The sequence below is a fragment of the Catalinimonas locisalis genome, assembly GCF_038039535.1.
Lineage (GTDB): Bacteria > Bacteroidota > Bacteroidia > Cytophagales > Cyclobacteriaceae > Catalinimonas.
The window spans coordinates 103,676-129,643 of the sequence record NZ_JBBPHP010000008.1 but is presented as its reverse complement, the minus strand read 5'-3'; the positions used below and the strand labels follow the sequence as shown (position 1 = coordinate 129,643).

At 43.4% G+C, this 25,968-nt stretch carries 19 protein-coding genes; 10 read left to right on the top strand and 9 right to left on the bottom strand.

The window, feature by feature from the left end; translation table 11 throughout:
- Window positions 1-24 precede the first annotated feature (24 nt).
- Window positions 25-855, bottom strand: a complete 831-nt coding sequence (locus WJR50_RS12850; protein WP_341293688.1) for a hypothetical protein — start codon at window positions 853-855, stop codon at window positions 25-27.
- 434 nt (window positions 856-1,289) lie between these two features.
- Between WJR50_RS12850 and WJR50_RS12845 the strand changes: the two genes are divergently transcribed.
- The 4 genes from WJR50_RS12845 to WJR50_RS12830 all read left to right on the top strand — a co-directional run bounded on the left by WJR50_RS12845 (window position 1,290) and on the right by WJR50_RS12830 (window position 8,185).
- Window positions 1,290-1,874: an RNA polymerase sigma factor gene (locus WJR50_RS12845; RefSeq protein WP_341293687.1), complete on the top strand. Its 585-nt coding sequence runs from the start codon at window positions 1,290-1,292 to the stop codon at window positions 1,872-1,874.
- An 89-nt stretch (window positions 1,875-1,963) separates the two neighbouring features.
- Window positions 1,964-2,983, top strand: coding sequence for a FecR family protein (locus tag WJR50_RS12840; RefSeq protein WP_341293686.1), 1,020 nt, complete (start codon window positions 1,964-1,966; stop codon window positions 2,981-2,983).
- 154 nt (window positions 2,984-3,137) lie between these two features.
- A complete protein-coding gene (locus tag WJR50_RS12835; protein WP_341293685.1) occupies window positions 3,138-6,605 on the top strand; it encodes a TonB-dependent receptor in 3,468 nt (1,155 codons plus the stop codon).
- A 29-nt stretch (window positions 6,606-6,634) separates the two neighbouring features.
- Entirely contained in the window at window positions 6,635-8,185 is a 1,551-nt protein-coding gene (locus WJR50_RS12830) for a RagB/SusD family nutrient uptake outer membrane protein (RefSeq protein WP_341293684.1), read from the top strand.
- A 137-nt stretch (window positions 8,186-8,322) separates the two neighbouring features.
- Here the strand turns inward: WJR50_RS12830 and gcvP are convergent, their stop codons facing one another.
- From gcvP to WJR50_RS12815, 3 genes are all read right to left on the bottom strand, one after another.
- Window positions 8,323-11,235: an aminomethyl-transferring glycine dehydrogenase gene (gene gcvP, locus WJR50_RS12825; RefSeq protein WP_341293683.1), complete on the bottom strand. Its 2,913-nt coding sequence runs from the start codon at window positions 11,233-11,235 to the stop codon at window positions 8,323-8,325.
- A gap of 341 nt (window positions 11,236-11,576) precedes the next feature.
- Entirely contained in the window at window positions 11,577-12,074 is a 498-nt protein-coding gene (locus WJR50_RS12820; protein ID WP_341293682.1) for a putative molybdenum carrier protein, read from the bottom strand.
- A 3-nt stretch (window positions 12,075-12,077) separates the two neighbouring features.
- Entirely contained in the window at window positions 12,078-14,351 is a 2,274-nt protein-coding gene (locus WJR50_RS12815) for an outer membrane protein assembly factor BamB family protein (RefSeq protein ID WP_341293681.1), read from the bottom strand.
- 226 nt (window positions 14,352-14,577) lie between these two features.
- Here WJR50_RS12815 and WJR50_RS12810 point away from each other — a divergent pair, with 226 nt between their 5' ends.
- The 6 genes from WJR50_RS12810 (at window position 14,578) to WJR50_RS12785 (ending at window position 21,368) form a co-directional block, all read left to right on the top strand.
- The gene (locus tag WJR50_RS12810) at window positions 14,578-16,191 is read left to right on the top strand and encodes an amidohydrolase (RefSeq protein WP_341293680.1); all 1,614 of its coding nucleotides are present in this window, start codon (window positions 14,578-14,580) and stop codon (window positions 16,189-16,191) included.
- Between the two features lie 651 nt (window positions 16,192-16,842).
- Entirely contained in the window at window positions 16,843-17,487 is a 645-nt protein-coding gene (locus tag WJR50_RS12805; protein ID WP_341293679.1) for a PQLLE family protein, read from the top strand.
- Window positions 17,488-17,582: 95 nt separating this feature from the next.
- The gene (locus WJR50_RS12800) at window positions 17,583-18,125 is read left to right on the top strand and encodes an REP-associated tyrosine transposase (RefSeq protein WP_341293678.1); all 543 of its coding nucleotides are present in this window, start codon (window positions 17,583-17,585) and stop codon (window positions 18,123-18,125) included.
- A gap of 171 nt (window positions 18,126-18,296) precedes the next feature.
- Window positions 18,297-20,117 (top strand): M61 family metallopeptidase, encoded by a 1,821-nt coding sequence (locus WJR50_RS12795; RefSeq protein WP_341293677.1) that lies wholly within the window; start codon window positions 18,297-18,299, stop codon window positions 20,115-20,117.
- Window positions 20,118-20,341: 224 nt separating this feature from the next.
- On the top strand, window positions 20,342-20,710 hold the full coding sequence (locus WJR50_RS12790) for a hypothetical protein (protein WP_341293676.1): 369 nt from the start codon (window positions 20,342-20,344) through the stop codon (window positions 20,708-20,710).
- Between the two features lie 280 nt (window positions 20,711-20,990).
- Window positions 20,991-21,368, top strand: coding sequence for a hypothetical protein (locus tag WJR50_RS12785; protein ID WP_341293675.1), 378 nt, complete (start codon window positions 20,991-20,993; stop codon window positions 21,366-21,368).
- Window positions 21,369-21,455: 87 nt separating this feature from the next.
- On the opposite strand, the gene WJR50_RS12780 is transcribed toward WJR50_RS12785, so the two are convergent.
- From WJR50_RS12780 to WJR50_RS12760, 5 genes are all read right to left on the bottom strand, one after another.
- Window positions 21,456-21,851, bottom strand: coding sequence for a SnoaL-like domain-containing protein (locus tag WJR50_RS12780; protein WP_341293674.1), 396 nt, complete (start codon window positions 21,849-21,851; stop codon window positions 21,456-21,458).
- A gap of 195 nt (window positions 21,852-22,046) precedes the next feature.
- Window positions 22,047-23,528, bottom strand: a complete 1,482-nt coding sequence (locus WJR50_RS12775; protein WP_341293673.1) for an aminopeptidase P N-terminal domain-containing protein — start codon at window positions 23,526-23,528, stop codon at window positions 22,047-22,049.
- 117 nt (window positions 23,529-23,645) lie between these two features.
- A complete protein-coding gene (locus WJR50_RS12770) occupies window positions 23,646-24,485 on the bottom strand; it encodes an endonuclease/exonuclease/phosphatase family protein (RefSeq protein ID WP_341293672.1) in 840 nt (279 codons plus the stop codon).
- Window positions 24,486-24,545: 60 nt separating this feature from the next.
- The gene (locus tag WJR50_RS12765) at window positions 24,546-25,430 is read right to left on the bottom strand and encodes a DUF5777 family beta-barrel protein (RefSeq protein WP_341293671.1); all 885 of its coding nucleotides are present in this window, start codon (window positions 25,428-25,430) and stop codon (window positions 24,546-24,548) included.
- Window positions 25,420-25,965: a YceI family protein gene (locus tag WJR50_RS12760; protein WP_341293670.1), complete on the bottom strand. Its 546-nt coding sequence runs from the start codon at window positions 25,963-25,965 to the stop codon at window positions 25,420-25,422. The genes WJR50_RS12765 and WJR50_RS12760 overlap by 11 nt, the downstream gene beginning before the upstream one ends.
- Window positions 25,966-25,968: the final 3 nt, after the last annotated feature.

Here is a 25,968-nt window from a genome sequence, read left to right as displayed (position 1 = left end):
TATTAAATAATCACCAATATCAGATTAATAATAAGGCACTTTGACTTTTACATTGTCAAATCCGAAACTGCTGCTGCTGGTACCACCGATGAGGATTTCAGTGATCTCAGTAGAATAAGCCGAAAGATTCCAGGTACCTTCGCCCAAACTTGACCATCTCCACCATCCCCCGCCTTTCTTCTTAAACCACAACTGAATTGGACCATTGGTAACCTTAATGCCCAGCAGGTCAAAAGTTCTTTTAGGACTATCATAATCATAAGCATAGATTTTGATCCATTGAGAACCATGATGGGAATCCACTACACGTGGCTCCAGGACGGGGTTAATGTTTACACATGAGTTGCCGGAAGGCTTACCAAACTCTCCTCCGCCGGTAAAACAAGGGGTAAAATTCTGATAGCTCAGGTGGTAGTGTTGGTAATTGCTAGTAAATGCCGGATTATACCCTGCTCCATTATTTTCCTTTACATGTATCCATGCGTTGCCTACCTGCTGTATGTAGTATGGCCAGGTAGCAAAAGTATTTTTGGCATTGTCTGGAATAATCGTCAGCGCCATCTGGTCATTGAAATCTACATAGTCAGTTACTCCAGCTGCGGTGGTCCTGGCATTGGCAGACTTTTTCTTGCTTTCCGGAAAGCGTAGATTAGAAATATCCTCCTGTACATCCTGAGATGCCGGTGCTTCGGTTATATCCGGTGCCATTGCCATTCTTGACATTTCTTCCTGTGAGTCTTCCTGGATAGTTTCAGGAACGATGTCTTTACTTTCTTCCTGACAGCTTAACAGTAAGCTTAAGGGAAAGGCCAGAGTGAGGGTCTTTATCAGGGTTAATTTGCTTCTCTTTTTCATTACTAATAGTTTAAGGTTGATCTTTATTTATTGGTAAAGAGCCACACAAATTTTGTAACCTGATCAGTTTTTTTATTTGAAAAAGAGGGCAATTACAAAGAAAAAGTTAGTCTTAATTTATCTACTAATAGGCTGACCGACACTTGTTTGAAAAAAACTAAAAGACCTCCATACCAAACTCAGCTTTTTCATTAGCATTAGGTTAAACTGTCGGAATCGTATATTATGTAATTATTAAATCCCAAAACGATAGTATAATAAATGTATATTTTTTGCATATTCATGAAAAAAAGAGCTAACTATCACTTGACTATTAAATAATGGCTCATCAAGACCACAAGCGAGGATAACAGGCCAAACGTATAGATAGCAGGTTAAGCTTTATTTGCTAATCTGAATAATATCAATCTTAAACAAATTTTTTCTCATCTGCGATGGAGCAGGACGCACAATGGATTTCCGAAATTAAAAAGGAAAACAGAGAGGCCTTTAGAGCTGTATACAATCACTATGCAGACAAAATCTTTTATGTCTCCCTCCGTTTTCACCTCACCGAAGAAGAGGCCAAAGAAATGGTGCAAAGTGTATTTCTGAAACTTTGGGAGAAAAGAGAAAGCCTTAAAGAACACCTCTCTCTCAACGCATTTCTGCTCACGATTACCAAAAACAAAATTCTTAACTTACATAAGAGGAAGGCCATTGAACTGGCAGGTATGCAGACCTATGTAAAGTATCAATCCGCTTCGGCAAGCACCACCGAAGATTTCATCACTTTCTCTGAGCTTGAAAAGTGCACCCTTCAGTTTATTGACTCCTTACCTCCCCGACACAAACAGATATTCCTTTTGAGTAGAAAAGAAGGACTGAAGAGTGAAGAAATAGCCAGCCAGCTCAATCTATCTAAGAGAACTATAGAAAATAATATCTACCAGGCAGAGATAGCCATTCGGCAATTTTTGAAAGAAAATAAGATTCTTGAGAGGAGTCTGATTTTTTTCATGGTATGGATCGGTTTATAGTGTTTCAAAAATAGTTTTGGTCATGACAGAGTAAATGGAGTAGGTGGATTGTATATACAGTATACAACCTCCTAAACAGCTCAGTCAGTATGGATCAGAACCTTTTAGAGAAGTTCTTTAACCATGAATGTTCCGCTGAAGAACAAAGAAAAGTGCTTGCCTGGTACCTTTCCGGCGAAGCAGACCAGGAACTTTCAGAAAAGATTAAGGCCTACTGGAATGGAGAAAAACACCAAATCAATGACCAGTGGAGTAAAGAAGAATTGTTTACTGCCATAGAGGAGCAAATAGACGCCAGCCAGCAGAAACATAAACCTACCCACAAAAAACGCGGATCAGCCTCCGGGCAATTTTTGAAAAGCTGGAAATATGCGGCTGTTATTACCCTCTTGCTTATTTCAGCTGCCGCCTGGTATCAACTGAAAGACTCTTTTCTAACTTCTGAACAACTTACCAAAGAGCAGTCAAGGGAAGAAGAATATATCATCAAACAGACTGCTAAAGGTGAGAAATTAACCTTTACCCTTAAAGACAGCACTGTTATTCAGCTAAATTCTGAGAGTACCCTGAAATACAAGCCTTCTTCCGGCAGGGAAGTATTTCTGGAAGGAGAAGCTTTTTTTGACGTAGCCAGGGATACTTTACGCCCTTTCAGAATTTACACGCGGAGCATTACCACCACCGTTTTGGGCACTTCATTCAACATTAAAGCTTTTACGAATGAAGATGATATTGCCGTATCTGTGGTAAGTGGTAAAGTAAAAGTTGAACAGCAAGATACTACGCAGAAAAAAACCCTTCATTTAGCTCCTGGTGAGCAGGCATTATACACCCATCAGGATACTGCATTTACAAAAAAGAAATTTGAGTATCAGGAGGTGATTTCCTGGAAAGATGGCAGATTATACTTTAAAAATGCCCGCTTTGCTGAAGTCATCACTACCCTGGAACGCTGGTACGGAGTAGAAATTGAAGTTCAACGAAAAGGTATTGAAAACGGCTTTAGTGGCTCGTATACCAACCGATCTCTGGAAAGTGTACTGGAAGGTATGAGCTTCGTGCTTGAGTTTGAATACGAAATCAATAATAATCAGATCACCATCAAGTAAACTAAACCATCATGCGAATGGCATAATCCTATCAACTTAATACCCAGTAGCCTCCAGGAGGAATACTGACTACCAAATCTGATGTAAGCACTCCGGTAGTAGTATCAATCATTTGCATCAATAGACATTAAATCAAACCATAACACTTTCATTAATGAAACCTAAACTATTACTACAATCAACTACGTTAGGCAGGTTTCTGCTGCTTGGAGTGCTCGCTCAGTTTTGCTTCTGCAGCCTGCTCCTGGCCGGTAACAGCCCTGATCAAAAGAAAAGTATAGAAGAAATTTTTGTAGAAATAAACCTGAATGAGGCAAGTCTACAGGAAACTCTCAACACGATTGAAAAAGAAACTGAGTTCCATTTTGTATACAATGAAAAAGTACTGAAGAAGAAGCATAATATATCGCTGGAGGGAAATACAAAATCTCTGGGTGATGTATTGAGAAGCATCTCTCAGCAAACTCAACTGGCTTTTAAGCGCATGGGAGATAATATCCATATCAGCGACAAAAAAGCCGCTGATCAGGTAGTAGAAGAAGTACTGGGATATGCACCTCAGATCATCGTATCCGGTACGGTTACTGCTGCTAATGATGGCTCAGGCCTACCCGGCGTAAACGTACTTGTGAAAGGAACAATGGTTGGTACTGTTACCGATATTGATGGTAAATACAGTATTAGTGCGCCTAATGATGATGATATCTTGGTTTTTTCTTCCATTGGATATGTCTCGCAGGAAGTACCGCTCAATGGTAGATCTGAAGTCAATATTTCCATGGATGAAGACATTCAGTCACTGGATGAAATTGTAGTGATTGGATATGGTACCCAAAAAAGATCAGACCTTACTGGTGCCGTGGGTTCAGTAAGCGTAGAAGAGCTTGAATCTCGCCCGGTGCCATCACTGAATCAGGCCATACAAGGAAGGATTCCCGGTGTGCAGGTTAACGTAAACTCTGGTCGTCCGGGAGGAAAATCCAACGTACGTATCCGTGGTTTTAGTTCTATCAACTCCTCTAATAACCCTTTGTATGTGGTGGATGGGGTACAGTTACCAGTAACTAACCAGACTCAGCGTAGTAATGCGATTGATTATATCAATCCTAATGATATTGTATCAGTAGAAGTGCTGAAAGACGCCTCATCTACAGCGATCTATGGTGCCAGAGGTGCCAATGGTGTTATTCTGATTACTACCAAAAAAGGTAAGTCAGGCGAAGGCAAAATCTCTTATGGGGTAGACCTCAGTACGGTTACCTATGGCCCTAACAAACCTGAAGTACTGAATACTGAGCAATATATGGCAGTGGAAGAACTTGCCTGGCGCAATATGGAAAAGTTTGACCCACAAGGCTGGGCAGAAGGAAGATGGGCAAACCTTAACCCTGCTTTACTAAGAACTGACCCTGAGATTTTTGATGCTAACGGCAATCCCTATTTTGATACCAACTGGATAGAAGAAACCACTCAAAGCAAATTGTCTCAAAATCATCAGTTAAGCTTTAGTGGGGGGAGTGACAAGACTACTTACTCACTTTCTCTGGGTTATCTAGATATGAATGGATTGTACAAGACCTCGTTTCTCACTAGATATTCAGGAAGATTGAATGTAGATACGCAGGTCAAAGACTGGCTCACCGTTGGGACTTCACTCAGCTATAATTACCAGACTGAAAATAATGTGGATTATAATGACCAGATTCCAAGACGTATGGTAGAGGATTTCCCTTTCCTTCCAGTGTATTATTCTGATGGCACTTATGCTGATAATAGAGACTACCCCTTTGCGGAAGGTACACGTAGCTCGGTTCACAATTTATTGGAAAGGGAGTTTATCATCAATACGCAAACTATGCTGGGATCCGCCTTTGCCAATATAACATTAGCAGAAGGCTTAGTCTTCAGAACAGTACTGGGTGCTAATGTAGTCACCCGAGGAATAAACCGTTACGAAGGCAGAACAATTCGTGAAGGTGAGCAAGGCTGGGCATGGCTGGATAATGAAAAGGATCAGTTTTGGTCATTTGAGAATTACCTGACCTATAATAAAAATTTTGGTGAAAATCATTCATTCACCGGTATGTTGGGTATATCCTGGCAGGAGTCAGATTATTTCAGCATGGGTAATGAAGCCCGTGGCTTCGCAACAGACTATTTCCGGTTCAACAATATCGGCGCAGGAAGTAACAATCTCCTCGTAGAATCTAACGCCAACCGCCAGGCACTGAACTCTTACTTTGGTAGATTCAATTACAGCCTGATGAACAAGTATTTGTTTACCCTGACCGGACGTATGGATGGATCATCCAAGTTTGGAGATAACAACAAATATGCATTCTTCCCCTCAGCAGCTGTAGCATGGAGAATTTCAGAAGAAGCTTTCTTGCAAGATAATAATCTAATTTCTAATCTGAAGCTACGTACAAGTTATGGCCTTACCGGTAACTCAGAGATACCTCCTTATTCTTCTCTTTCATTGTTGAGCTCTGGTTACGCAGCCGTGATCAATGAGTCAAGAGTGGGTGGTACTGGTTTACTGCGCTTAGCTAACCCTGACCTGAAATGGGAGAAAACTGCGCAATATGATGTAGGATTGGAAGTAGGATTATTCCAGGGTAGAATTGGTTTGGAAGCTGACTACTACTACAGAAAGACAACCGATATGTTACTGGACGCTCCTGTCCCACAGACCAGCGGTTATGCTACCATCCGCAGAAACGTAGGCTCAATGGAGAATAAAGGTTTTGAGTTTGCGATAAATACCGTAAACGTTGACAATGGTACTTTTGAGTGGCGCACCACTTTTAACATTTCATTCAACGAAAATAAAGTGCTTGAGCTTGCCACCCGTGCTCCGATATTTGGCGTTGGTGGTCCTGGCATCACGAACGAGACCAGCATTATCACCGAAGGTGAGTCTGCCAGCTCTTTCTGGGGTCTGGTGCGCCTAGGCGTGTGGGGAACCGATGAAGCTGCTGAAGCTGCTGAGTTTACCAGTTACAGAAACGGCCTGACAATGCTACCAGGAGATATCAAATACCTGGATGTCAATAGTGATAAAGCCATTACTGATGCTGACCGTATGATCATCGGTGACGGTAGCCCCGAAGGCTGGGGTTCATTTATCAACAATTTCCAATTTGGAAATTTTGACCTGATGCTTGATCTGCAATTTATGTATGGCAACGACATCATGGATATGAACCTGCACTCCAGCGAAGACCGTCAGGCCTTGGCTAACAGCTACACTACTGTGCTGAACGCATGGACCCCTGAAAACCAGAATACCATGATTGCTCAGATTCGTAATACACGCGCCGGATATGTAACCAACGTTGACTCTCACTGGGTACAGGATGGCTCATTTATCAGAGGTAGAAACCTTGTATTAGGCTATACTTTCCCCAGAAGCTTTGTGGAAAAAATTGCTCTGAGTAACCTCAGAATCTATACTTCTCTGCAAAATTTCTTCCTGATCGTGGATGATGAAGTCATTGGAGATCCTGAGATAACTCCTATTCGTGGTGGAGATAGCAATAATGTGTTTTCTCAAGGTATGAAATGGCATGAATACCCTAAGCCTACTACCTATACATTGGGCATCAAGGTGGATCTTTAATTATTATTAAATCACGAATACTATTACATATGAAATTCTATTCAATAAAAAATATTGGCAGGATTTTCCTAAGCGGAATAATCCTGGCAGTCACCGGGTGTTCAGATTTTCTTGAGGAAGAAGACCCGTCAAACCTTACTCCTGAAAGCTTTTATACCATACCTGATCATGCTGAGGCTGCCATTGCTGCGGTTTATGATGACACCAGGTTTTATGGAGATGGCGCTGGCATATTTTCGTCTAACTGGCAACTACTTGAAGCACCGACAGGAACTTCCACTACTGAAACTGCCCAGAACTCAGACCTGAACAATCTGTACTCTCTTACCTGGGATGGAAATACTGGTCATATCAGAAACTGGTGGAGAGGCATTTATAAGCTGATTGCAAATGCCAATCTGGTGCTGGCAGAAGTCCCTGATATTACCCCTATGGATGAAGCACAAAAAAGCAGGATATTAGGCGAAGCAAAATTCATTAGAGCCTGGGCTTATTTTTATGCTGTTCGCCTCTGGGGAGATGTTCCTTTGGTTTTGCTTCCTCAATCTGCTTCTTCCGAAGACTTTTTCCCTTCACGTACCCCTACTGCAGAGGTATACGATCAAATAGTGAATGATCTTATTGATGCCGAGAATGCAGGTTTAGCCTGGACGGATATAACCGGGAGAGTTTCTCAATCTGCTGCCAAATCTTTATTATCTAAAGTGTATTTGACGATGGCGGGTCAGCCGCTTAACCTGGGCGCAGAATACTACCAGCTGGCAGCCAATAAGTCTAAGGAAGTTATTGATAATGCCGGCCCAATAGATCTTTTTGATACCTATATGGAAGTGCATGATGAAACCTTAGGCAATCAGGTAGAACATATATTTATGCTACAGTATAATAACCTGGTAGCTAGTAACCCTATGGGTAATATGTTTCCTAACTTCAAACCTGTTTCATACCGCGGACCTTCAGGTACAGGAAGTACAGTGCCTACATTTTCATTCTACGAGTCATATGAAGAGGGTGACCTCAGAACGGTAGATCAGGAAGGCTATTTTTATACAACCTATTATGAAAATGGTAACGGTGTACGTTTTGACCTTGGCGCTCCTTATATTTTCAAGCATTTTAATGTGATTGCCAATGGTATTCAGGGGGTCCCCGGTACTGCGCAGGATAACCTTAATGTACCCATGATCCGCTTTGCTGAAGTGTTATTAATCTACGCAGAAGCACAGAATGAAGTAGGTGGCCCTACTGCTGAGACTGTAAATGCTCTGAAAAGAGTCAGAGACAGAGCTGGTTTGACCACACCTGCTGTTGGAGGCTTTACACAGGATACTTTCAGAGAGGCAGTCTGGAGAGAACGCTGGCATGAGTTCTGTTACGAAGGCATCACCTGGTTTGATATGGTACGCCTGAGACAAGTGTACAATGAAACCACCAATGGATTTGATGATTTTGTAGGTCACGTGAACCTGAGTTCTAACCAGCCCTTACAGGCCAAGCATCTTTTGTTTCCTATTCCTATCCAAGAGATGTTGAATAATCCTAATCTGACTACCCAAAATCCAGGGTATGTTAATCCCTAACTGATCTTTTTGATCAGCACTTTTATAATCACTTCTTTGCTAAGCTCATCAGAGAAGAGAAGTGATTTTTTCACAAATAAAAAAGGCTTCCTCGTCCTAAGGAAGCCTTTTTTGATTTATCAATCCTAATGATTCTCTTAAGCCAAATCCGCAACTTCCTGCTCCTGCCCTTCTGCCTCCTGATAAGCTTCCATCGGAATGCAGCTACACATCAGGTTCCGGTCTCCATAGGCACTGTCAATACGACCTACAGACGGCCAGAACTTATGTGTTCTGACGAAGGGCTGAGGATACACTGCCTTTTCCCTACTATAGCTGAATTTCCACTCATCATTTAAAGCTACTTCAGCTGTATGTGGCGCATTCTTCAGCACATTATCTTCTTTATCAGCTATACCATCTTCCACATCTTTAATTTCCTGTCGGATACTGATCAAAGCTTCACAGAAACGATCCAGTTCGGCTTTGGACTCACTTTCGGTAGGCTCTATCATCATGGTACCAGGTACCGGGAAAGACACCGTAGGTGCGTGGAAGCCATAATCCATCAGTCGCTTGGCGATATCTTCTACCTCAATGCCTGCTTTTTTGAACTCACGGCAGTCAATGATCATCTCGTGCGCACTCCGCCCATTCTTTCCAGTATAAAGCACCGGGTAATGACCATCTAATCGTTGCTTAATATAGTTAGCATTCAATATCGCAGTTTTGGTAGCATTGGTAAGTCCTGAACCACCCATCATGGCGATATAAGCGTAAGAAATAGTCAGAATACTGGCACTGCCATAAGGGGCTGCGGAGATGGCATGAATCGCCTTCTCACCTCCTACTTTATGCACCGGATTTCCGGGTAAAAAAGGCTCCAGATGTGCTGCTACACCAATTGGTCCCATTCCTGGCCCACCTCCACCGTGAGGGATACAAAAGGTTTTGTGCAAATTAAGGTGACAAACATCTGCTCCTACATTGGCCGGACTGGTCAGCCCGACCTGAGCATTCATATTGGCTCCGTCCATATACACCTGACCCCCATGCTGGTGTATGATGTCGCAGATTTCCATGATCTCCTCTTCAAACACACCGTGGGTACTGGGGTAAGTAACCATCAATGATGAAATCTGAGAATGATACTTCTCCGCTTTGGCCTTCAGATCCTCTAGGTCTATGTTTCCTCTTTCATCACAGTTGACCAGAACCACATCACAGCCTGCCATGACTGCACTGGCAAAGTTAGTACCGTGTGCAGAAGTTGGAATAAGTACTTTATTTCTATCACCTTCCCCTCTGCTTTCATGGTAAGCCTGTATCACCATTAGTCCGGCATACTCACCCTGCGCACCGGAGTTGGGTTGAAGAGAGACTTCTGCAAATCCAGTGATTTCACTTAGCCACGCTTTCAGCTCTTTGAAAAGTGTCTGGTAGCCTTCAGCCTGATCAAGGGGAGCAAAAGGGTGCAAGCCTCCGAATTCAGGCCAGCTCAGCGGCATCATCTCGGTGGCAGCATTCAGCTTCATGGTACAAGACCCCAGTGAGATCATAGAATGTACCAGCGAGAGGTCTTTATTTTCCAGACTTTTGATGTAACGTAGCATATCATGCTCCGCATGGTACATATTGAAGACCGGATGTGTCAGGTATTCAGATGTACGTTGTAGATTTTCCGGCCAGTTGATGGTGATTTCGCTGGTTTCAGCGTGTAAATCGTAAGCCAGTTCTTTGTTAGCTACCTGGGCAAATATTTCCAGCAAAGCCTGTATATCATGCAGACGAGTGGTTTCGTCTACTGAGATGCCAACAAAATCATCTTCATAACGAAGATTTACTTCCTGCACCTCTGCTATCTTTTTCAGTAATGCCTGATCTTCTACCTTCACCTTAAGCGTATCAAAGTAAGCACTATTCAACTGCTCAAAACCTAAGCTGTTCAATCCTTTTTCCAGCAGATGAGCCATGGCATGTACCCGTTCCGCTATTTTTCTGATACCTTTAGGACCATGATAAACCGCATACATTCCTGCCATTACAGCTAATAATACCTGCGCAGTACAAATATTGGAGGTGGCCCGATCACGCTTAATATGCTGCTCACGGGTTTGCAAAGCCATGCGGTAGCCTTTCTTTCCATTAGCATCCTGAGATACTCCAATTATTCTGCCCGGAATCTGTCTTTTGTACGCTTCTCGGGTGGCAAAATAAGCCGCATGAGGTCCGCCGTAGCCCATAGGCACGCCTAAACGCTGGCTGGTACCCACTACACAGTCGGCACCGAACTCTCCGGGAGGGGTAAGCATGCTCAAACTCAGCAGGTCAGCAGCTACCGCTACATGTACATCCTGCTGATGGGCTTCTTCCGTCAGCGCACTATAATCACGTACCGCTCCATCGGCATCGGGATACTGCAATAATACTCCGAAAAGGTCTTCATTACTAAGATCAAGCTCGCTCAACTCGCCAATTACCAGATTGATGCCTATAGGCTTGGCCCTGGTTTTCAGCACGTCTAGGGTCTGGGGGAAGGTGCGGCTATCTACAAAAAAGGTATGTGATTTCTTTTTAGCTCCTTTCCGTAAACCTAAAAACATACTCATCGCTTCAGCAGCGGCTGTTCCTTCATCCAACAGGGAAGCATTGGCTAATTCCATAGCGGTCAGGTCCATCACCATGGTCTGAAAGTTGATCAAAGCCTCCAACCTGCCCTGGGCGATCTCAGCCTGATAGGGCGTATAGGCAGTGTACCAACCCGGATTCTCTAATATGTTTCGCTGAATAACTGAGGGCACAATACAATCATAGTAGCCCATGCCAATATAGGACTTGAATACCTTATTCTTGGCAGCAAGCTTTTTGAAAGATTGCAGGAAGTCATACTCTGACTTAGGCTCGGGAAGCTTCAGGGCTTTTTTGAGCTGTATGGCTTTAGGAATGGTTTCGTCAATCAGGTCTTCCAGTGAAGAAGCCTTAATCGTTTGCAACATTTCCTTGATTTCTTCCGGCCGAGGGCCATTATGACGGTGTTCAAAAGTGGTAGGAGACGAAAGATTTATCTTCATGAGCTACAGAAATAATTTTTCATGTCTAAAGAACCAGCTATGAGGACATGCAAATATAAACCACTAACAATCAGCATGATATATTTACACCAGTCCATAAGCGGGCTTTGCCTGGCCTGACTTTTTAGCCAAACCGCAAATATAGAATACAAGTACGGAAAATTAGAGTGCTCCGTCTTTTTTATTCTTTTCTAGCAGATAACCGCACTCGGGGTGGAGTAGTTCATCAAATTTGGACGAAAATTATTTGCAAATCCTTTCTTGCAGAAGCAGTTTTATTTCCTCATAAAACCAACAGAAAGATAAGCAATAGAAATGCATACAGGTAAGCCCCTTTTAGCTCAATATTTCCTGTGATTGTTCAGGACTGCACCACGTAGAAATGCGAAAACTACTTCTCCTATGCCCTTCTCTCTACTTTCAGCAGGGCCGGCCACATTGAGTATCCGGATTTGATGCAGGTCCAGCCAGTTTACAAGTTGAGCTTCCGATAGTTTATGCCTGGGATCAAGCATCATCAGGGGCTTGTCATACATTTCCGCAGCTTTGAGGGTCCAGAGGGTGCTGGCATCTTCAGGTTGTGTATGAAAAGTTAAGATCAGCGTGGCATCGGCATCTCTTACGTTCCATTCGGTACGCTGAGAACGGGGTACATTAGGCGCATGTTCACTTCTCTCCTGAGGGGTTTCCATTAGTGTAAAGCTTTCCGGTATCCTGCCATCCTCGCAAATATGTCCCGGTGGACACCAGCCTCCGTGTTGGAGGCCCAAATCCTGCGCAACACGAAGGGCTGCCTGATCTACACCGGTCTGCCCACCGGAAATAATTTTGACCAGCATCTATTACTCCTGCTCCGGCAGGGCAAAAGCGATATAGGTATCTGAGGTAGGCGTACCACCTCTCCCCCCGCCCCCGGCAGCAATCACTACATATTGCCTACCCTCTACCATGTAGGTAGCCGGAACAGCATACCCTCCGGCGGGCAGCTCAGCCTGCCATAGTTCTTCACCGCTTTCCGCATCAAAAGCTCTTATCTTCTCGTCTGTAGTTGCACCAATGAACACCAATCCTCCCGCTGTACTGATACAGCCGCCAAATGTACGGTTGCCGGTAACGGGGATACCCATCTCGGTTAGCTCTTCAATCTCGCCTAAAGGTATCTTCCACTTGAGTTCTCCAGTGGTAAGGTCAATGGCATTGAGGCTGCCCCAGGGCGGCTTGGATAGCGGATAGCCTTTTTTGTCTAAAAATTTGTTGTAACCGGCTGTCACATAGCGCTGAGGTCGCTGTTCTGAGGAAGATACAGTAGTGTTTTCCATGCTTTCTCCTCCTTCCTCCAGGAACCTAACAATAGAGCCTAGCTCTCTGTCCGGAAATTGGCTGTAGGCAGGCATAGCGCCATTTCCATTCCTGATGATTCCGGCGATTTTATCACTTTCATATCGTTCGCCTACCTCCATCAACGACGGAAAAGAAGGAGGAATACCCTGACGATCTGCTCCATGACAGGCTGAGCAGTTGAGTTCGTACAGATTCTGGCCTAGCTGTATACTGAGCTCTGCATCGGGTTGATCATCCATTACCGCAACCTCATCCCGCACCGTTACCGGACGAATCTTGTTGATGGAGGCCAGTTCGTTGGCATTGATGAACATGACTTCGGTATGAGGATTTACCGAAGCACCACCCCATAAACCACCACCCCAGGTGCTGGGCATCGCCAGGCTTCCCTGTATACTAGGAGGGGTAAATCGTCCTTCGTAGCGGTATTGCCTGTATTCTTCCAATGGATCATCATCGGTGCCGGTGGAAAACTCTCTTAAATCATCTTCGGTCAAAGTCTGGCGGGTATAGAAGCCGGTTTTGGGATAAGGCTGGGTAGGCCAGGCTTCTTCTCCGGGTATGTCAGAGCCGGGCACGGCTTGTTCTTCCATCTCAAAGAGTGGTTCGCCAGTTTCACGGTCCAGTACCACCAGATAACCCATCTTGGTAGGCTGCACCACCGCGTCTTTTTCTTCCCCATCTATGGTAATGCTCACCAGGCTAGGCGCACAGGGCAGATCATAGTCCAGCAGGTCGTGGTGTACTACCTGATAATGCCAGATATACTCCCCGGTAGTTGCATCAACGGCAATCACTGAGTTGCCGTAGAGATTTTTACCCTTGCGATTGGCTCCGTAGAAGTCATAAGAGGGCGAGCCAGTGGCCAGGAAAACCCAGCCTCTCTCTTTGTCCAGGCTCAATCCTCCCCACACATTGACTGCTCCATACCACTCTCCCTCCTGCCAGTCCCAGGTATCGTAACCAGCTTCGCCTTCCTGCGGTATGGTATGGAACACCCAGGCCATCTCTCCGCTACGCACATCATAAGCCCGTACAAAGCCGGGGGATGAATTATAGCCCTCACCCGTAGCCGAGCCCATAATGATCAGGTCTTTATGGATGATACCGGGCGAAGTAGCCGAAAGACTGAGCTCTTCAGCAGGATAAATAAGTCCTTCTCTGAGGTCTACCCTGCCATTATCGCCAAAGTTCGTGATGATTTCACCCGTATTGGCATCCAGCGCAATTAAGTAATAACCGGCAGTGAAAAGGATACGTTTTTCTTCTCCTTCCTGCCAATAAGTTACCCCCCGGTTGACACCTGAAATGGTGTTTTCCGATTCAGGTACAAACTTCCAGAGTTCTTCTCCGCTCTGCGCATCCAGAGCAATTACGGCCAGCTTGGGGGAAGTAATGTACATAACACCATCAATGATGAGCGGATTACACTGTATGGTGGTACGCTCTCCGGCATCTCCACTGTGGTATTCCCAAACCGGCTCCAACTGCTGAACGTTGGTGGTATTGATCTGGTCCAAAGCAGAAAACTGATTGGCAGCGGCAGTGCCGCGGTACACTTCCCAGTCTTCATCAGCGGCAGGAACATCATTTTTGCTGTTTGGCTGGCAGGCGGTGAGGTAAAGTACTGAGTAAAATAGTAAGCACGCATTACAAATATGCGCAAGAATGGGTTTTTTAGTGCTTCTGCACGCCTTGCAAATGCACGCCAGTGTAGAGTAGGCTCGTAAGCACGTCTTGTAAATGCGCGCTGGTATACTGTAGTATTGATTCATTTCAGTCAGGTTGTTGTTCGCGTCCACATGGACAATGCAACTTCTAAAATAAAAAGGTTTTGCTAAGCTTGGTAATGGATGAGCGCTTTTTAACGAATCCTTTTTAGCTACAGACAATCAGCTCAATGAAAACCAAGACCGGGATAATATTACCCCAGACAAATATGCTGAATACAGTAACATAAGAGGCTGGCTTAAGTTAGTGTGAAAAAACCAAGGTATAAGCATGCAAGATCTTCTCATTACCAATACACACCTATTTCGTCCTTTTCATCCTGCCAATAATAAACTTTTTCAGGTCAGGATAAATGATGGTCGTATCGTTTCCATTGAAGAAAATGGCTACGATAAAGGAAAAGCGGAGGTTTTTAATGCCAAAGGGCGCTTCCTGGCCGCTAGTTTTAAGGACTCTCACATTCATCTGCTTCGTTTTTCGCTCATGCACAAAGAGCGTGACCTGCGACGGGTGCATACCTGGAAGCATCTTCAGGAATTACTAAAGGACGAAAGCAACCGCGTATCTATGCAAAGTAACGAATGGCTGATCGGGCGTGGTCTGACAGATAATCACTTTAAGGACCGGCAAGACCCGCTTACTGCCCAGGACCTGGACTACCTGAATATTGACCGTCCTATCTTCTTGCTGCATCAGGATGGACATGAGTGCGTGCTGAATTCCCCGGCCATGGCTATTGTGCGGAAGAAAAAGACTTTTGAGAAAACCCATAGTGCGTTTATTGAAAAAGATAGTCAGGGGAATTGGACTGGAAGGTTCAAAGATACGGCAGTACACTTTATTAAGATGAACTTTAGGGCCAAAGAAGTGCCGGAAGCCAAGGCGGCTCTGGCAGAATCGTTTTCATTTCTGGCTGAATACGGCATTACCCATGTGGATAGTGATGACCTCAACTATCTGGGGACCTACGACAAAGTTTGGCAGGCTTATACCGAACTGGACCAGGAAGTAGGCCTGACCTTCGGGGCTTATCTCCATCATTATGTGTACTCCATTGAGGATATGAAAGATTACCTCAAAAAACATAACAAACGTACCGGAGACGGAGAAGGCAATGTGCGGGTAGGTGCCTTTAAGATTTTTGTAGATGGTACTTATCGTTTGCATACCGCTGCCCTCAACCTCCCTTATCATGACCAGGGTACCTATGGGACCCTTATCTACGAGCAGGACGAACTTAATGAAATGCTCAAACTGGCAGAAGATAACCATATGCAGGTAGCAATGCACTGCATAGGAGATCGTGCGGTAGAAACTGCCGCCAAGGCAATTCTCCACGCCAATCCTAATCGTAACCCTATGCGCCATAGGATCATCCACATGCAGAATACCCGCTGGGACTTGCTGCGCATGCTGTACAGACAAAATATTCCTGTAGAGACTCAGCCGGCCTTTATCCAAAAAGAATATGCTGAGTATAGTCAGTGGCTGGGAGAAGACCGGGCCAGACTGGCAATGGTAGGAAGGTGCATGGTGGATAATAATATTATTTTTACCTCCAGTTCTGATGCCCCCATCGGGCCTCTCAACCCTCATGAACATATCTTTACTGCCGTAAACCGGACCAACGACAATGGAGAACCTGAAGGTGGCTGGCAGCCCCAGGAAAAAATTACGGTAGACGAGGCTTACGAAAGCTATTGTACCACACCAGCTTATATCAATCACTCCGATCAGAACACCGGAAGGCTTTTACCCGGATATGAGGCCGATCTGATGCTGTTGGAGGAAAACCCCAGTGAGATAGATAAATCCTCGCTTAACAAACTAAAAGTAGATGCTTTGTGGTACAAGGGAAAGATGGTCTTTGACCGTTATGATTGAGTTGTATGAGATACAATTATTTGAAAGGTGAGGAGCGTTACTTATGTACGCCTTGCAAACCCGCGCAAGAATGTTGACTTGTAAGCCATACACCTATTAGAAAAAGGAGTAAAGGTACTGCTTCGGCATCTTTTGTAAACCCGCGCAAGAATGAGTATCAGTTCAATCACCTCACTTCTAAACCAGAAGCATTTATGAGTCAGGGCTAAGATTGAAGCACTATCTCTTCAGTGATTTAGCCTTCCGATGCCCTACATTGCCAGCCTCCCTGCGCTTTCTGAGCCTCCGCACACCCATTTTACTGCTGACCAAGCCTGATCTGAGCCTCGGGTTGCCACTCGTCACCTGCCTCCGAAGCGTTTCTGAGGCTTAAGAGGGCAATTGTATATAGCTTCCAAACACGTTTTGACCCTCCGATTGCCCTCAGTACCTGCTTCCCGGGTAATATTGAGCCTCAGAAAAGACTTTTTACCAGCCTCCCTACCCCAACCCGAGCCTCAGGTTGGCATTGGGAAGGTGGTTCCCAGGCTTATTTGAGCCTCATTTTCATCATTCTACACATTTTCTGTCCATGTTATATTAGCATTATTCCTACAATTTATTTAAATATTAATATTTATACCTTTGATATTACAATAAACTAAAACGCTTATGAAAATCTCATCTTTCAGTCAAAGTGAATTGACCTATTATGTTAACATCGCCGTGCAGGCCGTCACCACTATCCCTGAGCTGGAAGCAGCTATGGCAGAAGCAGGGCTAAGCCTTGAAAAGGTAAAAGTAGGGAATGTATTAAGCAATGATGTGCTCAACTGGCAGACAAAGCAGGAGGATTCTCAAATCAACGCAGAAAAAGCAAAGCGTCGCCTGAACCAGGTACGCAATACCATTGACAGCATCTATAGCAAACACCGTACTGCCGCCCGCTTTGTATACCGGGAAGATGAAGACATGCTCAAGAAGCTACAAGTACAGGGAAACCGGAAGAAACGCTATCCGGATTGGCTGGATCAGGTGCAGCAGTTTTATAAATATCTGGATGGAGAAGTGTTGAAGCCAGTAGGTATTCTTCCTAAAGAAATTACGGAAGTGAAAAAACTGATAGCTCAGCTTACCGAGCTACAGGTGCTGTACTTTGATAGTCGCCGGCAGGCCCAGCAGGTTACGGAGATGAAGCAAAAAGCAGTACTGAAGCTTCGTCAATGGTTTCGCTACTTCATCAGCACTGCCGAACTCGCCTGCAAAGACAATCCTCAACTGCTGGAAGCCATGGGAATCGTGGTACCTTCTAGGTGAAATATGCAGTAAGCGCTACCTTATCTGGCGCGCGTTTGCAACGCGTGCCCATTCTCTATCTATCTATAATCCCACAACACTAAACACCTAACCCCATGTCAGAAAAGTACAAAATACATGACCCTGATGCACTGTATTTTGTGACAATGACTGTTGTGTATTGGATTGATTTGTTCACCCGCAAGGAGTTTCGCCATATTATGGTGAATGCCTTACAGCATTGCCAGCAACACAAAGGCTTGGTCATTCATGCTTGGGTGCTGATGCCCAGCCATGCTCACCTGATTATTTCTTCAAATGGAGAACCGCTCTCTGATATCCTTCGCGATTTGAAGAAGTACCCCAATAAGCAGATAATAAAGAGTTTGCATGAGATGAATGAGAGTAGAAAAGATTGGTTACTAAGAGCATTTAGAAAACGTGCAGAAGAACTGAAAAGAGTAAAAAGCTACAAAATCTGGCAGGATGGTAATCATCCCATCTTATTGGACCGCAATGAAATGATTGACCAACGCCTAAGCTATATCCACAATAATCCCGTAGAAGCTGAATTAGTAGATGAACCTCAATATTATTGGTACAGCTCCGCCAGGAATTACGCAGGAAAGAAAGGGTTAATAGAAATAAGTTTGCTTTAATTAAGCAGATAAGCACGCGTTACAAACGCGCGCTAGATACTGTCGGACTTAACCGGCGCGCGTTTGCAACATCCAGCTTTTAGCGCGTGCGTCCACTTTCTAAGTTAGATATAGTTCGGAATTATCTTTATTTTCGCAGTTCTAGTTTTACTGCCAACCCACACTACACTTATGAGAGTTATTTCCATTGCCTGCCTGCTTGTATTGCTGTGCCTTCCTGCTGCTTTTGCCCAAAGTCATAATGCTTATGAGATTTCTTTTCCTAATGCGGTACATCATGAAGCTGAGATCAAAGCCACCTTTACCCACCTGGAGAACAAAGTATTAGAGGTCCGCATGAGCCGCACCTCTCCCGGGCGCTATGCCCTGCATGAGTTTGCCAAGAATGTGTATGACGTCAAAGCGGTAGATAGTCAGGGCGAAGCATTGGAAGTCAGCCGTCCTAATCCACATCAGTGGAATATCAGCGGGCATGATGGAACGGTGGTGCTGAGTTACACTCTTTTTGCCAACCGGGGCGATGGGACCTATTCGCAGGTAGATGAAACGCATGCGCACCTCAATATTCCGGCTACTTTTATGTATGCCCCTGCCCTGGCACAACGGCCAGTGCAAGTCAAGTTCAATGTGCGGGAAGACCTCAACTGGAAAGTAGCCACCCAGCTTAAAGATTTGGGTGATAACCTGTACTATGCTCCCAACCAGGATTACTTTATGGATAGCCCAACTGAGATTAGCAATTACCAACTCCGTGAGTTTCAGGAAGAGTCTAATGGAAAGCCCTACAACATCCGCCTAGTGCTGCACCATCAGGGTACGGAAGCGGAACTGGATCAGTATTTTGAGAAAGTAAAGAAAGTAGTACAGCAGGAAAAGGCAGTTTACGGTACTCTGCCAGACTTTGATTATGGAGAATACACTTTTCTGGCCTGTTACATGCCTAATGCTTCCGGCGATGGCATGGAGCATCGTAACTCTACGATCCTTACCAGCACCCGAAGCCTGGCCCAAGGAGGTATGGAGGGAAATATTGGTACAGTTTCCCACGAATTTTTTCATGCCTGGAATGTAGAAAGAATTCGCCCTATTACGCTTAAACCTTTTGATTACGAAGAAGCCAATATGTCGGGCGAGCTATGGTTTGCTGAAGGCTTTACCAGCTATTATACTACATTGATCTTGTGTCGGGCAGGCCTGATCAGTCAGGAACAGTATATTAATGGTCTGGCCGGTAGTCTCAATTATGTGTGGAACTCTCCGGCATTACAGTACTTTACACCTATTGAGATGAGTTACCAGGCTCCCTTTGTGGACGCTGCCCGTTCCGTTGATCCAGTAAACCGGGAAAATACTTTTATCTCCTACTATACTTATGGCAGTGTGCTGGGCCTGGCACTGGATCTATCCCTCAGAAAGCTGGAAGGCGACCTTACGCTGGATGGCTATATGCAAGCGGTCTGGGAAAAGTACGGAGTGTTTGAACAGCCCTACACCGTCAGGGATCTGCAATCTACCTTAGCAGAGTATACCAGTGCTGAGTTTGCTCATACATTTTTCAGTCAATATATCTTTGACAGCCAGATGCCCGACTACAATATCCTCCTTGCCAGTGTAGGAGTAGCTTTTGAGCAGGTCAATCCTGAAGTTCCCTATTTTGGGGCTTATGTACAGATGCAGGGTGGAAGAGGGATCATCGCTACTAACCCTACAGAAGGCAGCCCTGCCTATGAAGCAGGATTAAATCAGGGAGATGCTATTATATCCATTGGAGATACTCTACTCACAGAAGTTGAAGATTTCAACAAGCTGGTCAGCACCTTCTCAGTAGGACAAACAGTAGAGCTAAGCTTTGAAAGATATGGAAAAGCCAGAAAGGCAAGCATGGAACTGAAAGCAGATCCGACCTATGCTACTTTACTGATGGAACAAAAAGATGAAAAGCCTTCAAAAGAAGCAGTACAAATGAGGCAATCGTGGCTGGAGGCTAAGTGAATAAGGTCATCCAGCAGTCATTTTCAGGCGTAAGATCAGTGTTTCTAGTATTATATTGTACAAAAGTGTTACAAATTCTACACAGTCGCATTGACTATTTATTTCAAAAACTATGAGTAACTAACTGAAAATCAGTGCATTAATTTATTTTCATGTATTATGGCGTAGTTTTTTCATAGTATTTAAAGTATTATCATCAATAAAATCCTAAAAATATATAGACTATGAAAAAGTTAGCCATAACATTTACGCTTGCTATCGCTACTTTATTAAGTGTACAAGCACAAGATGAGGAACAGAAGAAAGTGGAAGGAGAAGGTATTGAATATATTGATATCAACGAAATTCCTGAGGATGTTGTCAAAAGGTTTGAAACCGGAGATTATCAGGATGCCAATATTAATGAAGCATATATCCTTAGCGGCGACGCGCTAACCACTGTAGTAGGACAGGAAGCTATGGAATACTATATGAATAAGCTTCCGCCTGAAAAGCTTTATGTTTTGAATCTTACAAAAGACGAGAAACCTTCAGCAATCATATATTATACTGAAGACGGACAGATATATGCTACCAAAGATCTGGAGTTGTAAAAAAGTCAAATAAAGATACTTATCTGAAGCTATGCCTCACCAGGCATAGCTTTTTTATTTTCAATTCTGAAAATAGTTTACTTCCCCCTCTCTTTTCCCAGTTTATGTATAATAACTCTACATATGTGTTGACTTATTTACCCGAATTATTTGATAAAAGCAGATAGCTATTTTATATAAAAAACTGACTTTCAGTATTTTAACTCATATTCAATTAGATTGGCTTTATATTTACACTGTATACATCAAATAGATTGGAAATAAATAAAATACTATAATTATGAAAAAGCTATTATTAACACTTGGAATTGCAGTTGCTTCATTTGCCACTTTACAGGCTCAGGACCAACCTCAAACGCAAGACCAGCAGGAAATGATTGAGGGTGAAGGAGTAGAGAAAATAGATACTACTCAAATTCCTCAGGAAGTACATGAGGGATTGAAAAACAGTGATTTTAAAAATGCTAAAGTAGCGGAAGCTTATATCCTGAGTGGAGTAGCATTAGATAAGTACTTAGAAGATCAATCATTAGAGATGTATATTGGTGATCAGTTTCCTGATAAAGTATATCAGTTACAGATAAGCCATGATGATAATAATCCCGCGGTTGTTTATTTTACAGAAGAGGGAGAACTATATGCATCCAAAGAGCTATAATTGTGAGAGTAAGTTAAGTAGTTAGGAAATCAATATAAAAAGGCTGTGCAATTGTGTACACAGCCTTTTTTTGATTTGCAACAATTACTAGATGGACGCTGCCTGTTGGGCATTCAACTGAGCGTTATGATAATAGAAACTCATTTCTTTAATTTTGTCTCCCTCCCAACGGTATACGATAATCTCTTCCATTTTCATAGGAACAGGTGCACCTTTAAAACTTATTTCCATCCAGCTTTCCGCCATACTAACGCCTTCCTCTTCATTAGCAGTAATGGCATTGGTCCCTCCACCGTGAAATTCCTGCACCATTTCTAACCACTCATGTACTGCCTTTTTTTGTGCTTCAATCCCTTGACGGACTTCTCCATTTGGTTTTTCAATGGCCTTCATATCCGAATGAAAATAGATGTCTAAAGCCTCCAGATCTTTTCCCTGATCCAGCATGGCATGCAATTCTTTGGTTTTCTGTAAATAACTCATAATAGGGAAGGTAATAAGGTTAATAAAATATACTTAAAATAAGTATGTTTTAACGACAAATTCAAGAATTCAGGCAAACAAAAAATCCCCAAAAATGAGGGATTTATGGAAAAAACAGTCTTACTGGAAGTTACAATACCAACTTTTACACTTATTCTAAGAATAAATATAACTTACCATGAAAATCATCAGACCTTACTCGATTTGGGGAAGCTCAATAGCATCAAAAGGGCTTGGTTTGGCCATCATTGCTTCTATTTCTTCTGCCTTACGAGGTGCCAGATCAGAAAGCAATTCGTAGCCATCTTCGGTAATGAGAAAATCATCTTCAATGCGTACCGGTATATTCCACCATTTGGGATCACAAGGACTTCCTTCGGGGATATAAATACCTGGTTCAATCGTCACAACCATCCCTGCCTGCAGTGTATCATATTCACCCAGGTCATGTACATCCAGACCAATATGATGGGTGCATCCGTGAGGGTAATAGCGGTTACGACCAGTGGCAGGATTGATGATATCTTCTTTTTCCAGACTTTCGTAAATGCCTAATTCCACCAAGCCCTCATTAATTACTTTGGCAGTGGCAGCATAAATTTCTTTAAACGTAGTACCCTCTTTACAGATCGCCATTGCCGCTTCCTGCGCTTCATATACCAGGTCATAAATGATTTTCTGCTCTTCTGTAAATTTGCCATTTACAGGAATAGTGCGGGTCACATCAGCAGTATAACCATGATACTCTGCCCCCAGGTCCATCAGAATTAGCTCTCCGTCTTCTATTTCGGGTTTATAATTTTCAATGTAGTGCAACACACATCCATTATGCCCTGCCCCTACAATACTGGGATAGCCTTCGTACTCGGCCTGGTACTTTTTGTAAATGAACTCATGCATGCCTTGTACTTCCAGTTCCGACATGCCGGGATGCATAGCTTTCATCACTTCTACCTGACCAAGTGCAGATATTTTAACGGCTTTTCGCAGGAGATCTATTTCTTCCTGGGTTTTAATTCCTCTAAGTTCACTCATCAGGCTATCCAGGGTTTTGGTATCCAGATTATTCTGACTGGGCTCTGGTTCTATGGTAAGTTCTTTTTTATCCGGATAATTAATTTTCTGCTTAAAAGAAGCTATCAGATCATAGAGGTCGCCTTTCTCTTTGGTATCACGTACATCATCATGGAAGTCGTAGAAGAGCACTTTGTCAAACCTAGAAAAGTCAATGTTGTATTCCTGAAAATCCCCTCCTTCAAACGCTACTTCAAATTCCAGTTCTTCTTTTGCTCCTTCTTTTCCTAAGCGACCACCATCGTACAGTTCTTTTAAAGCGTCATGCCCTCTTACAAAGATGATTTCATTAAATGATTGCTCGTGTATGAGCTGTTTTTCCTTAAATATCATCAGCACCGAATGAGGTTCCCTGTGCCCGGTGAGGTAATAAAAGTTAGGGTCCTGATGATACATATAGTTCACATCATTGGCCCGGTTACGCACCGGATTGGCAAAAAATACTGCTACCGAATTAGAGGGCATTTTAGCACGCAAAGCTTCACGGCGCTCAGCATGAAAATCCATAGGTAAGAAATCATCAGGAAGGTTGGGTTTCTGCGCGAAAAGATCATTTTCCAGGCATATTACCCATAAGAACAAGTAAATCCATATATTTTTCATGAGATAAAGTCAGGTTAGGTGCTAGCAAAAATACGAATATAATCTCAGCAAATTATATCACACCTATTGAAATGCGCTTTTTACAAGAATAGTTGCACTATAAAATCAAGTACTGAGTTACGGAGTCACTAAGCGAAGTACTGCGATTACCGGAAGATGATCAGAAGCGTAGGTTTCAGACACTACTTGATGCTGTAGTACTTCAAACGAAGCCTTAGGGCGAAATGCAATAAAGTCAATGGCTTTGGTAGGTTTAAGTACAGGAATGGTAGGAGCACAGTCTTTACAGGTTCTTTGAAAATGCTGGTCTAAAATTTCAATGACTTCCGATTGTGGCGGGGCGTTGAAATCTCCGGCAATGACTATGGGAAGCTCTTCATCAGACACAAGTTCACCGATCTTCCTGATCTGCAACAGACGGTTGGTATTTTCTTTTTGTGCATCCAGATGAGTGGAGCCAAATCTTAAGCTCTTTCCATCAGGCAGTTGCACTTTAACAGTAGCCAGTACTCTAGGCTCACCACCGGTACCCTCTTGAGTAGGTAAAGGATACGTTTGTTTTTTAGAAATCGGAAAGCGAGATAAGATGGCTACCCCATATTCTCCTCCATCATGGTCAATGGCTTTGCCAAAATAGTAATACATTTCTAAATGATCTGCCAGCATCTTGGCCTGATCATTCTTGCCTGATCTGCCCGTCATCACATCTATCTCCTGCAAAGCGACCAGGTCGGGATTCTGCTCACGGATAGTCTCAGCGATGGCTTCCACATCAATTTTATCAGCTTCAGAGGGAGGATTACAATGATGCACATTATAGACCATGACGCGTAGTTCCGTTACAGCCTCTGAAGTTTCATTTTCCGAACTGCTTTCCGAGGTAACAGGTGTACAGGAAAAAGTAAGCGCCCAGAGTGAAGCCACTACAGATAAAAGTTGAATAAATTTAAGCTGCATTTCAACAAGGTTTTTCTAAAGAGGTTAAAGATAAACCTTAATTATTAAAAAGCTCTTCTATCACTTCAATTGAAACACGCGTGAGATGTTGAAACCAAAATGAATATCTCCGGAAAAAAAGTTGCCGGTAGTTTCAGTGATAAAACCTTCTTCTATCATCGCCTGGGCATTGGTAAAATGTAGCTGAAACACGTGCCCACCAGTTTCAATATCAAAGCCGATTGCGATCGGATTGTAATATATGCTTTCTTCTGCCTCCGCATTGATGCGATAGTAGTATTCCACATTCAATGCAAGCCTGTTTGTGAGTTTGTAACGACCTCCAACTCCAAGAGCAAACAGATTATTGTCCATATCTGCAGTAGCCACCAGGTTACGATGTACCAGTGTAGGCATAAGCTGAAGCGAGAGGTTACTGCTGAATTTCCTGGCCATCAACAACTGATAGGTATAGTCAACCCTAGATTTGAACTGTAGTTCACGCTCTGGATTTTCGTTTCTAAGCGTATTGATAGCCATACTGGTAAAAGCAGTGATCGTAAGTGGTACTTCACGCGCACCACTTTGCTGCTGTAAAAGTTGATATTTGACAAAACCATCAATTACTTTCTCAAAAGAGCTACGCCCGATACCAATACTTAAACGGTCAGTAACACCATACTCCAAACCAAGACGAATGTTAGATTCGTCCAGACCAAAAAACTCGTAAGCTCCCCCATTGATCCTGCCGAAGCGGTGGGAGATCAAAAAAGTAAGTTGCCCCTTCCCATCGGTTTCTACACTATGGCCGTTGATGAGCCTGTTTCCTTTAAAAGTAGCCTCTTCTACCGTTTGAATATTCAGGCTATCCTCTTCTTTTTCAAGCTCGTCCATCAGGCCCTGAGCGCTGAGAGTACCATATACCGAAATCAAAAGGGTGATAAAAAATATGGTTTTATGGATCATTGGTTTGGTATTGGAAATTAACACTTACTTCTACTTCTTCTGCAATGTTGTAAAAGACTATTTTGGGGATCTTTATGTCATAATCTGCTACTTTGATAGGAAAGGAAGCCTGCATACTTATACCTGAGCTATTGTTTTTGACTGTTCCAGGAATTTCAATTTCATGTGTTACACCATGTATGGTCATTTGCCCTTTGGCAGTAACCTGCTGTACAGACTTACCAGCCTCATAGCCTTCCAGTTTACCTTCAAATTTTGCGTTGGGGTATTTATCGGACTCCATGTAGTTTTCATTAAAGTGCTCCTGCATGAGAGACTTCTCAAATTCAAAGCCTTTGATAGGTACTACAAAAGCAATATCTCCAGTGGATGCATCAAAAATACTTCTGCTTTCTGTATTATGGGCTTCTATGTCTTCCATGGGTGCCTCCGAAAAGAAGGATACCTCGCTGGAAGAAAGCCTGTACTTTTGGGCATAAGTGTCCGGGATAGCATGGACGCAAAAAACTACGGTAAGGATTAAAAAATATTTCATAAG

What these genes read in the sequence shown, in the direction of transcription:
- WJR50_RS12810 (WP_341293680.1), top strand. Translation starts at nt 14,578, where the DNA reads ATGCAAGATCTTCTCATTACCAATACACACCTATTTCGTCCTTTTCAT.
- WJR50_RS12850 (WP_341293688.1), bottom strand. Translation starts at nt 855, where the DNA reads ATGAAAAAGAGAAGCAAATTAACCCTGATAAAGACCCTCACTCTGGCC.
- WJR50_RS12800 (WP_341293678.1), top strand. Translation starts at nt 17,583, where the DNA reads ATGTCAGAAAAGTACAAAATACATGACCCTGATGCACTGTATTTTGTG.
- WJR50_RS12815 (WP_341293681.1), bottom strand. Translation starts at nt 14,351, where the DNA reads ATGAATCAATACTACAGTATACCAGCGCGCATTTACAAGACGTGCTTA.
- WJR50_RS12780 (WP_341293674.1), bottom strand. Translation starts at nt 21,851, where the DNA reads ATGAGTTATTTACAGAAAACCAAAGAATTGCATGCCATGCTGGATCAG.
- WJR50_RS12760 (WP_341293670.1), bottom strand. Translation starts at nt 25,965, where the DNA reads ATGAAATATTTTTTAATCCTTACCGTAGTTTTTTGCGTCCATGCTATC.
- WJR50_RS12805 (WP_341293679.1), top strand. Translation starts at nt 16,843, where the DNA reads ATGAAAATCTCATCTTTCAGTCAAAGTGAATTGACCTATTATGTTAAC.
- WJR50_RS12785 (WP_341293675.1), top strand. Translation starts at nt 20,991, where the DNA reads ATGAAAAAGCTATTATTAACACTTGGAATTGCAGTTGCTTCATTTGCC.
- WJR50_RS12840 (WP_341293686.1), top strand. Translation starts at nt 1,964, where the DNA reads ATGGATCAGAACCTTTTAGAGAAGTTCTTTAACCATGAATGTTCCGCT.
- WJR50_RS12790 (WP_341293676.1), top strand. Translation starts at nt 20,342, where the DNA reads ATGAAAAAGTTAGCCATAACATTTACGCTTGCTATCGCTACTTTATTA.
- WJR50_RS12770 (WP_341293672.1), bottom strand. Translation starts at nt 24,485, where the DNA reads ATGCAGCTTAAATTTATTCAACTTTTATCTGTAGTGGCTTCACTCTGG.
- WJR50_RS12795 (WP_341293677.1), top strand. Translation starts at nt 18,297, where the DNA reads ATGAGAGTTATTTCCATTGCCTGCCTGCTTGTATTGCTGTGCCTTCCT.
- WJR50_RS12765 (WP_341293671.1), bottom strand. Translation starts at nt 25,430, where the DNA reads ATGATCCATAAAACCATATTTTTTATCACCCTTTTGATTTCGGTATAT.
- WJR50_RS12835 (WP_341293685.1), top strand. Translation starts at nt 3,138, where the DNA reads ATGAAACCTAAACTATTACTACAATCAACTACGTTAGGCAGGTTTCTG.
- gcvP (WP_341293683.1), bottom strand. Translation starts at nt 11,235, where the DNA reads ATGAAGATAAATCTTTCGTCTCCTACCACTTTTGAACACCGTCATAAT.
- WJR50_RS12820 (WP_341293682.1), bottom strand. Translation starts at nt 12,074, where the DNA reads ATGCTGGTCAAAATTATTTCCGGTGGGCAGACCGGTGTAGATCAGGCA.
- WJR50_RS12775 (WP_341293673.1), bottom strand. Translation starts at nt 23,528, where the DNA reads ATGAAAAATATATGGATTTACTTGTTCTTATGGGTAATATGCCTGGAA.
- WJR50_RS12845 (WP_341293687.1), top strand. Translation starts at nt 1,290, where the DNA reads ATGGAGCAGGACGCACAATGGATTTCCGAAATTAAAAAGGAAAACAGA.
- WJR50_RS12830 (WP_341293684.1), top strand. Translation starts at nt 6,635, where the DNA reads ATGAAATTCTATTCAATAAAAAATATTGGCAGGATTTTCCTAAGCGGA.